Raw genomic sequence first — 14,828 nt, 5'->3', positions numbered from 1 at the left:
CCGCGGAGGTGTGACTGCCGTACGACCGCTCAGGGACCGCCGTGCGGCTTGTGTCGACGAAATATTGTCTACAGTATGGAGGTTGGGGCGGCAAGGGTCCGTGCGGCGACCGTTCGGCGCATGCTGAATACCGCTCACCGCATACGATCGACGCGCCGCCTTCTCAACTACCGTGCGACTGCCTACCGTCCGGGATTCATGAGTCCCCCAGTCGCGCCCCCGGGCTGGAGCCGCTGGCTCGTTCCGCCCGCCGCTCTTTCCGTACATCTCTCCATCGGCCAGGCCTACGCCTGGAGCGTGTTCAAGCCGCCCCTCGAGTCCGCGCTCGGCCTCAGCGGCACGCAGAGCGCGCTGCCCTTCCAGCTGGGCATCGTCATGCTGGGCCTGTCCGCCGCGTTCGGCGGCACACTCGTGGAACGCAACGGCCCCCGCTGGGCGATGACCGTCGCCCTGGTCTGCTTCTCGTCCGGCTTCCTGCTCTCCGCGCTGGGCGCGTCCCTGGAGCAGTACTGGCTGATCGTGTTCGGCTACGGCTTCGTCGGCGGCATCGGCCTCGGCATCGGCTACATCTCGCCCGTCTCCACACTGATCAAGTGGTTCCCGGACAGGCCCGGCATGGCCACCGGCATCGCCATCATGGGTTTCGGCGGCGGTGCGCTCATCGCCTCGCCGTGGAGCGCCCAGATGCTGGAGTCCTTCGGGTCCGACAGCGGCGGCATCGCGCTGGCGTTCCTGGTGCACGGGCTGACGTACGCGGTCTTCATGCTGCTCGGTGTGCTGCTGGTGCGGGTGCCGCGCACGGAGAAGCCGGTGGACAGCGGGCCGAGCGTCCTCACCGGCCCGCAGGTCTCCGCGAACCAGGCCATCCGCACCCCGCAGTTCTGGTGCCTGTGGCTCGTGCTCTGCCTGAACGTCACCGCCGGCATCGGCATCCTGGAGAAGGCCGCCCCGATGATCACGGATTTCTTCGCGGGCACCTCCACACCGGTGTCCGTGACGGCCGCCGCCGGATTCGTCGCCCTGCTGTCGGCGGCGAACATGGCGGGCCGCATCGGCTGGTCGTCCACGTCCGACCTGATCGGCCGCAAGAACATCTACCGCGTCTACCTGGGCGTCGGGGCGCTGATGTACGCGCTCATCGCCCTGTTCGGCGACTCCTCCAAGCCGCTGTTCATCCTGTGCGCGCTGGTCATCCTCTCCTTCTACGGCGGCGGCTTCGCGACGATCCCGGCGTATCTGAAGGACCTCTTCGGCACGTACCAGGTCGGCGCCATCCACGGGCGGCTGCTCACCGCCTGGTCCCTGGCCGGTGTGCTCGGGCCGCTCATCGTGAACTGGATCGCCGACCGGCAGGAGGAGGCGGGCCGGCACGGCGCGTCCCTGTACGGGCTCTCGTTCGTCATCATGATCGGGCTGCTCGTCGTCGGCTTCGTCGCCAACGAACTGGTCCGGCCCGTCCACCCCCGCCATCACGTCCCGCAGCCGAAGGAGGCCGATCGTGTCCAGCAGCAGTCAGAGTCCGCCTAGCCCGGACCGGCGGTGGCTGATCGCCTTCGCCTGGGTGTGGGTGGGCGTACCGCTCGCCTACGGGCTGTACGAGCTCGTCCGGAAGGCGACGCAGCTGTTCACCGGCTGAGCCCTGCGGTGGGACCGGATCCCGGCGTGCGACAGGTGCTCGGGTGTCCGAGCTCCTGACCGAAGCTGACAACCCTGGCGCTCGTTTCCTGTTGCCTTGGCTGCCGTCGTACCCGCGGGTCACTGATCAGACTGGTGGGTCACGCTACCCAAGGCAACGAGGGGGACCCACTCACATGAACGGCTCGCGCATCGCCGCCGTCGGCCACTACCAGCCCGCCAAGGTGCTCACCAACGAGGACCTGACTGGCTTGGTGGACACCAGTGACGAGTGGATCAGGAGCCGCGTGGGCATCCGCACCCGCCACATCGCCGGGCCCGACGAACCGGTCGACGAGCTGGCCGCCCACGCCGCCGCCAAGGCCCTCGCGGCGGCCGGCCTCGCCCCCGCCGACATCGACCTGGTGCTGGTCGCCACCTCCACGGCCGTCGACCGCTCGCCCAACATGGCCGCCCGGGTCGCGGCCCGCCTCGGGATGCCGCAGCCGGCCACGATGGACCTCAACGTCGTATGCGCCGGTTTCACCCATGCCCTGGCCACCGCCGACCACGCCGTTCGCGCGGGGGGCGCCAGCCGTGTGCTGGTCGTCGGGGCCGACAAGATGTCCGAGGTGACCGACTGGAGCGACCGCAGCACCTGCGTGCTCGTCGGCGACGGGGCCGGGGCCGCGGTGGTCGAGGCCGCCGAGGAGTCCGGCATCGGGCCGGTGCTGTGGGGTTCGGTGCCCGAGATGGGGAACGCGGTGCGGATCGAGGGCACGCCGCCGCGTTTCGCCCAGGAGGGGCAGAGCGTCTACCGCTGGGCGACCAGGCAGCTGCCGCCCATCGCGCGCCGGGCGTGCGAGCGGGCCGGTCTTGAGCCGGCGGACCTCGCCGGGGTCGTCCTGCACCAGGCGAACCTGCGCATCATCGAACCCCTCGCCCAGAAGATCGGCGCGGTGAACGCCGTCGTCGCGCGCGATGTCACCGAGTCCGGCAACACCTCCGCCGCGAGCATCCCGCTCGCCTTCTCCAAGCTCGTCGAACAGGGCGCGGTCTCCACCGGCGACCCGGTCCTGCTGTTCGGCTTCGGCGGGAACCTGTCCTACGCGGGCCAGGTCGTGCGCTGCCCCTGAGCCCTCCGGCCGTCGTGGTGTGACGCGGTCAACTGCCCGTAAGCCTGGTCTTTGTGCGCCGTAGACTGTAGACGAAAGACAATCGATACTGATCCTGCGGCGACACCGGTAGCCGCCGCGCTGTGCACGGCCCTGCCGAGGAGGGGGACCGCGATGCTGTCGACAGGCCTGCCCCAGGGGGCGGTACCCAAGCTGGAACGCCCGGGTCCGCTGCGTGACCGCGTCTACGAGGCACTCCTCGAACTCATCACCACCCGTGCCCTCCAGCCCGGCCAGCACCTCGTCGAGAGCGAACTCGCCGGGCATCTGGGGGTCTCCCGGCAGCCGGTGCGCGAGGCGTTGCAGCGGCTCAACACCGAGGGGTGGGTCGATCTGCGGCCCGCCCAGGGCGCGTTCGTGCACGAGCCGACGGAGGAGGAGGCCGACCAGCTCCTCACGGTCCGTACGCTCCTGGAGGCCGAGGCGGCCCGACTCGCGGCGGCGAACGCGAACAGCTCGGGCCTCACCGCCCTGGAAACGCTCTGCGTGGAGGGCGAGAAGGCCGTCGAGGCCGACGACGTGGACGGCGCCGTCGCCATGAACGCCCGCTTCCACGCCAAGATCATGGAGCTCGCCGGCAACGCCGTCCTCGCCGAACTCGCGGCCCAGGTCGACCGGCGTGTGCGCTGGTACTACACGCCGGTGGCGCGCCAGCGCGGCCACCAGTCCTGGATCGAACACCGCGAACTGATCGCCGCGATCGCCGACCGGGACGAACAGCGGGCGACTCAACTGATGCGCGAACACACGGAGCACACGCGACGGTCGTATCACGCGCGGTCGCGTTCGTAGGGCCCCTGGGCCCCTGGGCTGCCGGCTCACACCCGCCCCTCGTGTCTTTGTCCTGTGAGTGGAAAAAGTAGAGGGCAATTCCTGCGCGACTTCTTCCCACCTCCGGCAGCCGCTGCTACGTTCCCTCCGAAAGCAAGCCACTGATGTGGCGGAAAACCGGCGCGCACAGGCCGATCGAGGCGGGGAGGGGCTCGTGAGACGTATGACCGCACGACCCGGAAACGCCCACCAGGCCCGACTGCTCACGCTGTTGCGCGACGGCGGCCCCAACTCCCGTGCCCAACTGGGCGACCAGGTCGACCTCTCGCGGTCCAAGCTCGCCGTGGAGGTGGACCGGCTGCTGGAGACGGGGCTGGTCGTGGCCGACGGACTCGCCGCCTCGCGCGGTGGCCGCCGCTCCCACAACATTCGGCTCAACCCGGGTCTGCGCTTCCTCGGCGTCGACATCGGCGCGACCTCGGTCGATGTCGCCGTCACCAACGCCGAACTGGAGACCCTCGGCCACATCAACCAGCCCATGGACGTACGCGAAGGCCCGGTCGCGGTCTTCGAGCAGGTCCTGGCCATGGCCGCGAAACTGAAGGCCTCCGGGCTCGCGGAGGGGTTCGACGGCGCCGGTATCGGCGTCCCGGGCCCGGTCCGTTTCCCCGAGGGCATCCCGGTGGCACCGCCGATCATGCCCGGCTGGGACGGCTTCCCCGTGCGGGAGGCGCTCAGCCAGGAACTCGGCTGCCCGGTCATGGTCGACAACGACGTGAACCTCATGGCGATGGGGGAGCAGCACGCGGGCGTCGCCCGCACCGTCGCCGACTTCCTCTGCGTCAAGATCGGCACCGGCATCGGCTGCGGCATCGTCGTCGGCGGTGAGGTCTACCGCGGTACGACGGGCAGCGCCGGCGACATCGGGCACATCCAGGCCGTGCCCGACGGCCGTCCCTGCGCCTGCGGCAACCGGGGATGCCTGGAGGCCCACTTCAGCGGGGCGGCCCTCGCCCGCGATGCCACGGAGGCCGCCCAGCAGGGGCTTTCGGCGGAGCTCGCGAGCCGTCTCGAGACGAACGGCGGCCTCACCGCCGTCGACGTCGCCGCCGCGGCGGCCGCGGGCGACGCCACCGCACTCGATCTGATCCGCGAGGGCGGCAATCACACCGGCCAGGTCATCGCCGGCCTGGTCAGCTTCTTCAACCCGGGCCTGGTGGTGATCGGCGGCGGGGTGACAGGCCTCGGCCACACGCTGCTCGCCGCGATCCGTACCCAGGTCTACCGCCAGTCGCTGCCGCTGGCGACCGGCAACCTGCCCATCGTCCTGGGCGAGTTGGGACCCGCCGCCGGTGTCATCGGCGCGGCCCGGCTCATCAGCGATCACCTGTTCTCACCCGCTTAAGCGCACGTCAGCACGTACAGCACGACGCTTTCGTACCCAGCCCTGCTCTGCCCTGCCCTGAAACCGGCCCGCCCGCCAAGGGGAATTCGCATGGCACCAGAACCACCGCTGCTCAGCATGTCCGGCATCACCAAGTCGTTCCCCGGAGTCCGGGCGCTCGACGGCGTCGACCTCGACGTCCAGGCCGGTGAGGTGCACTGCCTGCTCGGCCAGAACGGCGCAGGCAAGTCGACCCTCATCAAGGTCCTGGCCGGTGCCCACCAACCCGACACCGGCACCATCCGCTGGCGCGGCGAGGAGGTCACGCTCCGCTCGCCGATCGCCGCCATGCGACTCGGCATCGCCACCATCTACCAGGAACTCGACCTGGTGGAGCATCTGTCGGTCGCCGAGAACGTCCACCTCGGCCACGAGCCGACCGCCGCCGGGTTCGTCGTACGCGGGAAGGCGGCGAAGGCCTCTACCGCCGCCCTTCTCGAGCGACTCGGGCATCCGGAGGTCGATCCGGCCCGCCTGGTCGGGGAGTTGTCGGCCGCGCAGCAGCAGATCGTGTCCATGGCCCGGGCGCTCTCCCACGACGTGCGGCTCATCGTGATGGACGAGCCCTCCGCCGCCCTCGACCCGGACGAGGTCGACAACCTCTTCCGAATCGTCGGCGATCTCACCGCCGCCGGTGTCGCCGTTGTCTACATCTCGCACCGTCTGGAGGAGATCCGCCGCATCGGCGACCGGGTCACCGTGCTGAAGGACGGGCGGGCCGTCGCGAACGGGCTTCCGGCGAAGTCGACGCCGACCCGTGAGGTCGTCGCGCTGATGACGGGCCGCAACGTCGAGTACGTCTTCCCCGACCGGCCCGTCTCCCCGCCGACCGGTGAATCGGTCCTCCGGATTCAAGGGCTGGCCCGCCAAGGGGAGTTCGAGCCCTTCGACCTCGAGGTGCGGCCCGGTGAGATCGTCGGCCTCGCCGGACTCGTCGGCTCGGGCCGCTCCGAGATCCTGGAGACCGTCTACGGGGCCCGCAAACCGACGTCCGGTCAGGTACTGGTCGACGGCAAGCCCCTGAAGCCGGGCAGCGTACGGGCCGCCGTCCGGGCTGGACTCGGGCTCGCCCCCGAGGAACGCAAGGCCCAGGCCCTGCTGATGCTGGAGTCCGTCACCCGCAATGTGTCGGTCTCCTCCATGTCCCGCTTCTCGCGCGGCGGCTGGATCGACCGGGGCGCCGAACTCGGTGCCGCCCGGGCCGCGACGCGCGAGCTGTCGCTCAGGCCGGACAACCCGTCCGTGCCCGTGCGCACCCTGTCCGGCGGCAACCAGCAGAAGGCCGTCCTGGCCCGCTGGCTGCTGCGCGGCTGCCGGGTGCTGCTGCTCGACGAACCCACCCGCGGCGTCGACGTCGGCGCGCGCGCCGAACTGTACGCCGTCGTCCGCCGGCTGGCCGATGAAGGCCTCGCCGTGCTGCTGGTCTCCAGCGAGGTGCCCGAGGTGCTCGGCCTCGCCGACCGCGTCCTGGTGCTGCGCGAGGGCCGTGTCGTCCACACGGCACCCGCGCGCGAGCTCGACGAACACCGCGTACTCGACCTGGTCATGGAAGGAAGCCCGGCGTCATGACGCAGCCCGTCTCCCCACCGCGGGACAGCACCGACAAGGTGCCCCAGGCCCGGCCCCCGGCCTGGCGCGGCCTGCCGGCCCGCGCCGACGTCCGCACCCTGTCCCTGCTCGGCGTGCTCGCCGCGCTGATCATCGTCGGCGGCATCACCAAGCCCGACGAGTTCCTCGACACCCGCAACCTGCAACTGGTCCTCACCCAGGCCTCCGTGGTCGGCGTCGTCACCGTCGGCATGACCTTCGTCATCATCTCCGGCGGCATCGACCTGTCGGTCGGCGCGATCGTCGCCCTCGCCTCGGTGTGGGCGACCACGGTCGCCACCCAGGAGTACGGCTTCGCCGGCATCCTGTTCACGGCGTTGATCGTCGGAGTGGGCTGCGGTCTGGTCAACGGGGTGCTCATCGCCTACGGCGCGATGGTGCCGTTCATCGCCACCCTCGCCATGCTGGCCTCCGCCCGCGGCCTCGCCCTGCAGATCACCGACGGCAAGACACAGATCGTCACCGTGCCCTCCGTCCTCGACCTGGGCGAACGCGACGCCTACATCCTCGGCATCCCGCCCCTGGTCCTGGTCTTCGCGGTCGTGACGGTCATCGGCTGGCTGGTGCTCAACCGCACCACCTTCGGCCGCCGCACCGTCGCCGTCGGCGGCAACCCGGAGGCGGCCCGGCTCGCCGGCATCGACGTACGCCGCCAGCGGCTCTACCTCTACCTGCTGTCCGGGCTGTGCTGCGGCATCGCCGCCTTCCTGCTGATCGTCCTGTCCGGCTCCGGCCAGAACACCAACGGCAACCTCTACGAACTCGACGCCATCGCCGCCGCCATCATCGGAGGCACCCTGCTCACCGGCGGCCGCGGCACCATCACCGGCTCCGTGCTCGGCGTCCTGATCTTCTTCACGATCACCAACATCTTCGCCCTGAACAACCTGCAGAGCGACGTCCAGCAGATCGCCAAGGGCGCGATCATCGTCGCCGCCGTGCTGGTCCAGCGCCGTACCGCGAGCACGACCTGAGGAAAGGGTTCACCGCCATGACAGAGATCACGAGCCGCAGAGGACTGCTCTTCGGGGCCGCCGCCGTCTCCGCCGGTGCCCTCCTCACCGGGTGCACGAGCAACGAGCCCTCCGACTCCAAGGACGAACCGGCCGGGAACGACCAGCCCGCCGCCGACGACAAGCCCGGCAAGAAGGTCACCATCGGCTTCGCCGGACCGCAGGCCGACCACGGCTGGCTCAACGCCATCAACGACAACGCCAAGGAGCGTGCCGAGAAGTACTCGGACGTCACCCTGGAGATCACCGAGGGCTCCAACGACACCGCTCAGCAGATCGGCCAGATCGAGACCCTCATCAACAAGAAGGTCGACGTCCTGGTGGTGCTGCCCGCCGACGGCAAGGCCCTCACCCAGGTCGGGCTGAAGGCGATGCGCGCGGGCATCCCGGTCGTCAACCTCGACCGGATCTTCAACACCCCGCAGGCCTACCGCTGCTGGATCGGCGGCGACAACTACGGCATGGGCCTCAACGCGGGGCACTACATCGGCGAGAAGCTCAAGGGCAAGTCGGGCGCCCGTGTCATCGAACTGGCCGGCCTGGACAACCTGGAGCTGACCAAGCAGCGCACCAAGGGCTTCGACGACGCCCTGAAGAACTACCCCAACATCAAGAAGGTCGCCCGCCAGGCCGCCGACTTCACCGTCGAGTCAGGCCAGGCCAAGATGGCCCAGCTGCTCCAGGCCCAGTCCAAGTTCGACGCGCTGTGGAACCACGACGACGACCAGGGCGTGGGCGCGCTGCGCGCCATCGAGCAGGCCGGGCGCGACGGCTTCCTGATGGTCGGCGGCGCGGGCGCGCTCTCCGCCTTCCAGGCCATCAAGCAGGACGACGGCGTTCTCAAGGCGACGGTGCTGTACCCGCCCACCATGGCCGCCTCGGCGATCGACCTCGCCCGCGCCCTCGGTCAGGGCAAGGGCATCGGCGGCATGGCCGAGTTCGAGATCCCCGCGTCGATCACGCTCTACTCGGCCGTCGTCGACAAGACCAACGTCGACCAGTACATGCCCACCGGCTTCCGGTGACCGGTTCCGCCCCCGCACCCCCCACGTGCGCGACCCCGACCAGGACGAGGAGGACTCCCACATGGGACAGCCGCAGCAGCAGTCAGAAGGGACCGAGGAGGCAGGCAAGCCACCCCTGCGCGTGGGGATGGTGGGCTACGCCTTCATGGGCGCCGCCCACTCGCAGGGCTGGCGCACCGCGGGCCGCGTCTTCGACCTGCCGCTGGACCCGGTGCAGGCCGCGATCTGCGGCCGGGACCGGGCCGCCGTACAGGCGGCGGCCGACCGGCACGGCTGGGCGTCCACCGAGACCGACTGGCGTGCCCTCGTCGAACGGGACGACATCGACCTCGTCGACATCTGCACCCCCGGCGACAGCCACGCCGAGATCGCCCTCGCGGCCCTGGCCGCCGGCAAGCACGTCCTCTGCGAAAAACCCCTCGCCAACACCGTCGAGGAAGCCGCGTCGATGGAACGCGCGGCCGAAGAGGCGTATGCACGCGGCCAGGTGGCGATGGTCGGCTTCAACTACCGCCGGGTGCCGGCCACTACCCTGGCCCGCCGGATGGTCGACGAGGGCCGCCTGGGCAGGCTGCGGCACGTGCGCGTGACGTACCTCCAGGACTGGCTGGTCGACCCGGACTTCCCGCTGACCTGGCGGCTGCGCAGGGAGCAGGCCGGCTCGGGCTCGCTCGGCGACCTGGGCGCGCACATCATCGACCTCGCGCAGTATCTGACGGGGGAGCGGCTGGCGGGCGTCTCCGCGCTGACCGAGACGTTCGTGCGGGAGCGGCCGCTGCCCACCGGCGCCACGAGCGGGCTGTCCGCCGTCTCGTCCGCCGGCACCGGCCAGGTCACCGTGGACGACGCCGCCCTGTTCACCGCCCGCTTCCCCTCCGGCGCCCTGGCCTCCTTCGAGGCCACCCGCTACGCCACCGGCCGCAAGAACGCCCTGCGCATCGAACTCAACGGGGAGCGTGGCTCGCTCGCCTTCGACCTGGAACGGCTCAACGAGCTGTCGTTCCACGACGGCACCGAGCCGGGCGCGGAGGCCGGCTTCCGCCGGATCCTCGTCACCGAACCCGACCACCCCTACCTGGACGCCTGGTGGCCGCCGGGCCACGGCCTCGGCTACGAGCACACCTTCGTCCACCAGGCCCGCGACCTGGTCCACGCCGTCGCCGAGGGCCGCCGCCCCGAACCCTCCTTCGCCGACGGGCTGCAGGTGCAGCGCGTGCTCGCGGCGGTCGAGGAGAGCGCCGAGAAGAACTCCGTCTACACGCCGATCGCGGTCTGAGGAGGCTGACGCGGATGCCGCGTACGTTCACGCTGTTCACCGGCCAGTGGGCGGACCTGCCCCTGGAGGAGGTCTGCCGACTCGCCCGCGACTTCGGCTACGACGGTCTCGAACTCGCCTGCTGGGGCGACCACTTCGAAGTCGACAAGGCGCTCTCCGACCCGGGGTATCTCGACGGCCGCCGGGCCCTGCTCGACAAGTACGGCCTCAAGTGCTGGGCCATCTCCAACCACCTCGTCGGCCAGGCCGTCTGTGACGCCATCATCGACGAACGCCACCAGGCCATCGTGCCGGGCGCGGTGTGGGGAGACGGAGACCCGGAAGGGGTCCGGCAGCGGGCCGCGCAACGCATGGAGGACACCGCGCGTGCCGCGGCCGCCTTCGGTGTCGACACCGTCATCGGCTTCACCGGCTCCGCCATCTGGCACCTGGTCGCCATGTTCCCGCCCGCCCCCGACGCGATGATCGAACGCGGCTACCAGGACTTCGCCGACCGCTGGAACCCGATCCTGGACGTCTTCGACGCCGAGGGCGTGCGGTTCGCGCACGAGGTGCACCCCAGCGAGATCGCCTACGACTACTGGACGACGGTCCGCGCGCTGGAGGCGGTCGGCCGGCGCCCCGCCTTCGGCCTCAACTTCGACCCTTCGCACTTCGTGTGGCAGGACCTCGACCCGGTCGGCTTCCTCTGGGACTTCCGCGACCGGATCTACCACGTCGACTGCAAGGAGGCCCGCAAGCGCCTCGACGGACGCAACGGCCGGCTCGGCTCCCACCTGCCCTGGGGCGACCCGCGGCGCGGCTGGGACTTCGTCTCCGCCGGGCACGGCGACGTCCCGTGGGAGGACGTCTTCCGGATGCTGCGCTCCATCGACTACCAGGGCCCGGTCTCGGTCGAGTGGGAGGACGCCGGCATGGACCGGCTTCAGGGGGCGCCCGAGGCGCTGACCCGGCTGAAGGCCTTCGACTTCGACCCACCGAGCGCGTCCTTCGACGCCGCGTTCAACAGCTGAGCCACGCACCTTCCTTGGATTCAGGTCACACACCTCCGGGGTGACGGCGCACCCCGGCGCCCGCACCGCACGTCTTCGCACCCATCCCGTACGGCCCACCCCGTTCCCGGAGGGACTTCGTGCACAGAACCAGACCAAGAAGCGCCCGCGCCGCGAGGCGTCCCCAACTCCGCACCGCCATCGCCCTGTTCACCGGCCTGCTCCTGGCCGTGGGCACCCCGGCCACCGTCGCCGGCGCCCACCCGGGCCACCCGGAACACGACGAACCGGCAGCCGCCGAGGGCCAGTTCCAGCAGGTGCCGCTCGCCAAGGGCGAACCCGAGATGGGCGAGCCGATGTCGCTCGCCGTGCTCCCGGACCGCAGCGTGCTGCACACCGCGCGCGACGGCACGCTGCGCCTCACCGACCAGGGAGGCGTCACCAAGGTCGCCGGCAAGATCCCCGTCTACAGCCACGACGAGGAGGGCCTCCAGGGCGTCGGCATCGACCCGGACTTCAAGAACAACCGGGCGATCTACCTCTACTACGCCCCGCCGCTCGACACCCCCGCGGGCGACGCCCCGGAGACCGGCACCGCCGAGGACTTCAAGAAGTTCGACGGCGTCAACCGCCTCTCCCGCTTCGTCCTGAACGCCAACGGCACGCTGAACACGGCCAGCGAGAAGAAGGTCCTGGACGTCGCGGCCTCCCGCGGCATCTGCTGCCACGTCGGTGGCGACATCGACTTCGACGCGGACGGCAACCTCTACCTGTCGACCGGTGACGACTCCAACCCCTTCGCGTCCGACGGCTACACGCCGATCGACGACCGTGAGGGCCGCAACCCCGCCTTCGACGCCCGCCGCAGCTCGGCCAACACCAACGACCTGCGCGGCAAGATCCTGCGGATCAAGGTCGCCGAGGACGGCTCGTACACCATCCCGCAGGGCAATCTCTTCGCCCCCGGCACGGAGAAGACCCGTCCCGAGATCTACGCGATGGGCTTCCGCAACCCGTTCCGGATGAGCGTCGACGACAAGACCGGCATCGTGTACGTCGGCGACTACGGCCCCGACGCGGGCGCCGCCGACCCGAAGCGCGGCCCGGCAGGACAGGTCGAGTTCGCCAAGGTGACCAAGGCGGCCAACTTCGGCTGGCCGTTCTGCACCGGCGACAACGACGCCTACGTCGACTACGACTTCGCCACCAAGGAGTCCGGCGAGAAGTTCGATTGCGCCGCCCCGAAGAACACCTCGCCGTACAACACCGGCCTGGTCGACCTGCCGCCCGCGCAGGCCGCCTGGATCCCGTACGACGACGGGTCGGTGCCCGAGTTCGGCACCGGCTCCGAGTCCCCGATGGCCGGCCCGGTCTACCGCTACGACCCCGAGCTCGACTCCAGCGTGAAGTTCCCCGAGGCGTACGACGGCGACTTCTTCGCGGGTGAGTTCGGCCGCCGCTGGATCAAGCGGATCGAGCAGACCGCTGACGGCTCCGTCGCGAAGATCAACGACTTCCCGTGGACCGGCACCCAGATCATGGACATGGAGTTCGGCCCCGACGGCGCGCTCTACGTCCTCGACTACGGCGTCTCCTGGTTCCAGGGCGACGAGAACTCCGCGCTGTACCGGATCGAGAACGCCGAGGACGGCTTCTCGCCGATCGCCGAGGTGAGCGCCGACAAGACGTCCGGAGCGGCCGGTCTGAAGGTCAAGTTCACCGGCTCGGCCAAGGACGCCGACTCCCCGGACCTCACCTACAGCTGGGACTTCGGCGACGGCACCAAGGGCGAGGGTCTCAACCCCACCCACAGGTACAAGAAGGTCGGCACCTACACCGCCACCTTCACCGCCAAGGACGCCGAGGGCAACACCGGCAACGCCAGCACCCGGATCGTGGTCGGCAACACCGAGCCCAAGGTGCGGATCGACATCCCGGGCAACGGTGCCCTGGCCGAGTTCGGCAAGCCCGTCCCGTTCAAGGTGACCGTCACCGACCCCGAGGAGACGGTCGACTGCTCCAAGGTCAAGGTCGTCTACAGCCTCGGCCACGACTCCCACGCCCACGAGCTGACCAGCGAAATGGGTTGCGAAGGCACTCTGAAGCCGCCCCCCGGTGACGGCGGCCACGACCCCAACGCCGACATCTACGGCGTCGTCGGCGCCGGCTACACCGACGGCGGGGCCAACGGTCAGGAGGCCCTGACGGGCACCGCCCGCACCGTGCTCCAGCCGCTGCACCGCCAGGGCGAGCACTTCACCACCCAGTCGGGCGTGTCGGTGATCGAGAAGACCGGCGCCAACGGCGGCAAGACCGTCGGCGACATCGACGACGGCGACTGGATCTCCTTCACCCCCTACCGGTTCGACGGGCAGAAGAAGATGACCGTGCGGGCCTCCTCCGGCGGCGCGGGCGGCTTCATCGAGCTGCGCACCGGCTCGCCCGACGGCCCGCTGCACGGCTCGGCGTACATCCCGCCGACCGGAAGCTGGGACACGTTCCAGAACGTCGACGTGCCGCTGCGGTCGCTCCCCAAGAAGACCACCGACATCTACCTGGTCTTCAAGGGCGGCGAGGGCGCTCTGTACGACGTGGACGACTTCGAGTTCTCCAAGGAGCCGTTCAAGGGCGGCAAGAAGGTCCTGGTCTTCTCCAAGACCGCCGGCTTCCGGCACGACTCCATCCCGGCGGGCATCACCGCCCTGAAGGAGCTCGGCGGCCCGGCCGGCATCACCGTCGACGCGACCGAGGAGGCAAAGCAGTTCACCACGGCCAACCTCGCCAAGTACGACGCGGTGGCCTTCCTGTCCACCACGGGTGATGTCCTCAACGCCGAGCAGCAGCAGGCGTTCGAGAACTACGTGAAGAACGGCGGCGCCTACATGGGCATCCACGCCGCAGCCGACACCGAGTACGACTGGGAGTTCTACGGCGGCCTCGTCGGCGCCTACTTCGACTCGCACCCGGCCAACCAGAAGGCCACCGTCCGCGTCGAGGACCACGACCACCCGTCGACCGCGCACCTGGGCGACGCCTGGGAACGCACCGATGAGTGGTACAACTACCGCACCAATCCGCGTGCGCAGGCCAAGATCCTCGCCACCCTGGACGAGACCACCTACCAGGGCGGGAACATGAAGGGCGACCACCCGATCGCCTGGTGCCAGAGCTACGGCGGCGGCCGGTCCTTCTACACCGGCGGCGGCCACACCAAGGAGTCCTACGCCGAGGAGGCCTTCCGTGCCCACCTGCTCGGCGGCCTGCAGTACGCCACCGGCCAGGTGAAGGCGGACTGCAAGCCGAGCAAGGACTACCGGAAGATCTTCAACGGCCAGACCCTGGACGGCTGGAAGCAGGCCGGCCCCGGCAAGTTCGTCGTCAAGGACGGCGTGATGGAGTCCGAGGGCGGCATGGGCCTGCTCTGGTACCAGGCGAAGGAACTGAAGTCGTACTCCCTCAAGCTCGACTGGAAGATGCGGGGTGACGACAACTCCGGGATCTTCGTGGGCTTCCCCGCCTCCGACGACCCCTGGTCAGCGGTGAACAAGGGCTACGAGATCCAGATCGACGCCACGGACGAGGCCGACCGCACCACGGGCTCCGTCTACTCGTTCAAGTCGGCGAACATCAAGGCCCGTGACCAGGTTCTGCGGCCGCCCGGCCAGTGGAACTCCTACGAGATCAAGGTCCAGGGCGAACGCCTCCAGGTGTTCCTCAACGGAGTCAAGATCAACGACTTCACCAACAAGGACCCCCAGCGGAGCCTGACCGACGGCTACATCGGCCTCCAGAACCATGGCGCCGACGACCAGGTCTCCTTCCGCAACATCCAGTTGAAGGAGCTGCCCGTCAAGGGCGACTGAACGGCGGCGGGCGGGGGACGCCGGACCCCCGCCCGCCGTCTCCCTTC

General features: G+C 70.0%; 11 protein-coding genes. All 11 read left to right on the top strand.

Annotation, left to right across the window (positions count from 1 at the left end; translation table 11 throughout):
• Positions 1 to 198: 198 nt before the first annotated feature.
• The 11 genes from OG542_RS06565 (at position 199) to OG542_RS06515 (ending at position 14,781) form a co-directional block, all read left to right on the top strand.
• Complete coding sequence (locus OG542_RS06565) at positions 199 to 1,527, top strand: OFA family MFS transporter (protein WP_328409035.1); 1,329 nt, start codon at positions 199 to 201, stop codon at positions 1,525 to 1,527.
• Positions 1,496 to 1,636 (top strand): MFS transporter small subunit, encoded by a 141-nt coding sequence (locus OG542_RS06560; protein WP_425584286.1) that lies wholly within the window; start codon positions 1,496 to 1,498, stop codon positions 1,634 to 1,636. The genes OG542_RS06565 and OG542_RS06560 overlap by 32 nt, the downstream gene beginning before the upstream one ends.
• Before the next feature lie 175 nt (positions 1,637 to 1,811).
• Positions 1,812 to 2,750: a beta-ketoacyl-ACP synthase III gene (locus OG542_RS06555; RefSeq protein ID WP_328409030.1), complete on the top strand. Its 939-nt coding sequence runs from the start codon at positions 1,812 to 1,814 to the stop codon at positions 2,748 to 2,750.
• Between the two features lie 153 nt (positions 2,751 to 2,903).
• Complete coding sequence (locus tag OG542_RS06550) at positions 2,904 to 3,581, top strand: GntR family transcriptional regulator (RefSeq protein ID WP_328409028.1); 678 nt, start codon at positions 2,904 to 2,906, stop codon at positions 3,579 to 3,581.
• Between the two features lie 202 nt (positions 3,582 to 3,783).
• Positions 3,784 to 4,965 (top strand): ROK family transcriptional regulator, encoded by a 1,182-nt coding sequence (locus OG542_RS06545; RefSeq protein ID WP_184588398.1) that lies wholly within the window; start codon positions 3,784 to 3,786, stop codon positions 4,963 to 4,965.
• Positions 4,966 to 5,055: 90 nt separating this feature from the next.
• Positions 5,056 to 6,573 carry a sugar ABC transporter ATP-binding protein gene (locus OG542_RS06540; RefSeq protein ID WP_311128675.1) on the top strand — a complete coding sequence of 506 codons (1,518 nt, stop codon included), beginning with the start codon at positions 5,056 to 5,058 and terminating at the stop codon, positions 6,571 to 6,573.
• The gene (locus tag OG542_RS06535; protein WP_184588394.1) at positions 6,570 to 7,586 is read left to right on the top strand and encodes an ABC transporter permease; all 1,017 of its coding nucleotides are present in this window, start codon (positions 6,570 to 6,572) and stop codon (positions 7,584 to 7,586) included. Before OG542_RS06540 ends, OG542_RS06535 begins: the two co-directional genes overlap by 4 nt.
• 17 nt (positions 7,587 to 7,603) lie before the next feature.
• On the top strand, positions 7,604 to 8,650 hold the full coding sequence (locus OG542_RS06530) for a substrate-binding domain-containing protein (protein WP_193476993.1): 1,047 nt from the start codon (positions 7,604 to 7,606) through the stop codon (positions 8,648 to 8,650).
• A 61-nt stretch (positions 8,651 to 8,711) separates the two neighbouring features.
• Complete coding sequence (locus OG542_RS06525) at positions 8,712 to 9,926, top strand: Gfo/Idh/MocA family protein (RefSeq protein ID WP_328409021.1); 1,215 nt, start codon at positions 8,712 to 8,714, stop codon at positions 9,924 to 9,926.
• Between the two features lie 14 nt (positions 9,927 to 9,940).
• On the top strand, positions 9,941 to 10,939 hold the full coding sequence (locus tag OG542_RS06520; protein WP_311128679.1) for a sugar phosphate isomerase/epimerase family protein: 999 nt from the start codon (positions 9,941 to 9,943) through the stop codon (positions 10,937 to 10,939).
• 119 nt (positions 10,940 to 11,058) lie between these two features.
• Complete coding sequence (locus OG542_RS06515; protein ID WP_328409018.1) at positions 11,059 to 14,781, top strand: ThuA domain-containing protein; 3,723 nt, start codon at positions 11,059 to 11,061, stop codon at positions 14,779 to 14,781.
• Positions 14,782 to 14,828: the final 47 nt, after the last annotated feature.

This window comes from Streptomyces violaceus, assembly GCF_036014075.1.
GTDB lineage: Bacteria > Actinomycetota > Actinomycetes > Streptomycetales > Streptomycetaceae > Streptomyces > Streptomyces violaceus.
Note: the sequence above shows the minus strand (reverse complement) of the source record. Positions and strands in the feature narration are given on the sequence as shown.

Coding starts and splice junctions, on each gene's coding strand:
- OG542_RS06555 (WP_328409030.1), top strand. CDS start 1,812: ATGAACGGCTCGCGCATCGCCGCCGTCGGCCACTACCAGCCCGCCAAG.
- OG542_RS06530 (WP_193476993.1), top strand. CDS start 7,604: ATGACAGAGATCACGAGCCGCAGAGGACTGCTCTTCGGGGCCGCCGCC.
- OG542_RS06550 (WP_328409028.1), top strand. CDS start 2,904: ATGCTGTCGACAGGCCTGCCCCAGGGGGCGGTACCCAAGCTGGAACGC.
- OG542_RS06565 (WP_328409035.1), top strand. CDS start 199: ATGAGTCCCCCAGTCGCGCCCCCGGGCTGGAGCCGCTGGCTCGTTCCG.
- OG542_RS06545 (WP_184588398.1), top strand. CDS start 3,784: ATGACCGCACGACCCGGAAACGCCCACCAGGCCCGACTGCTCACGCTG.
- OG542_RS06520 (WP_311128679.1), top strand. CDS start 9,941: ATGCCGCGTACGTTCACGCTGTTCACCGGCCAGTGGGCGGACCTGCCC.
- OG542_RS06540 (WP_311128675.1), top strand. CDS start 5,056: ATGGCACCAGAACCACCGCTGCTCAGCATGTCCGGCATCACCAAGTCG.
- OG542_RS06535 (WP_184588394.1), top strand. CDS start 6,570: ATGACGCAGCCCGTCTCCCCACCGCGGGACAGCACCGACAAGGTGCCC.
- OG542_RS06525 (WP_328409021.1), top strand. CDS start 8,712: ATGGGACAGCCGCAGCAGCAGTCAGAAGGGACCGAGGAGGCAGGCAAG.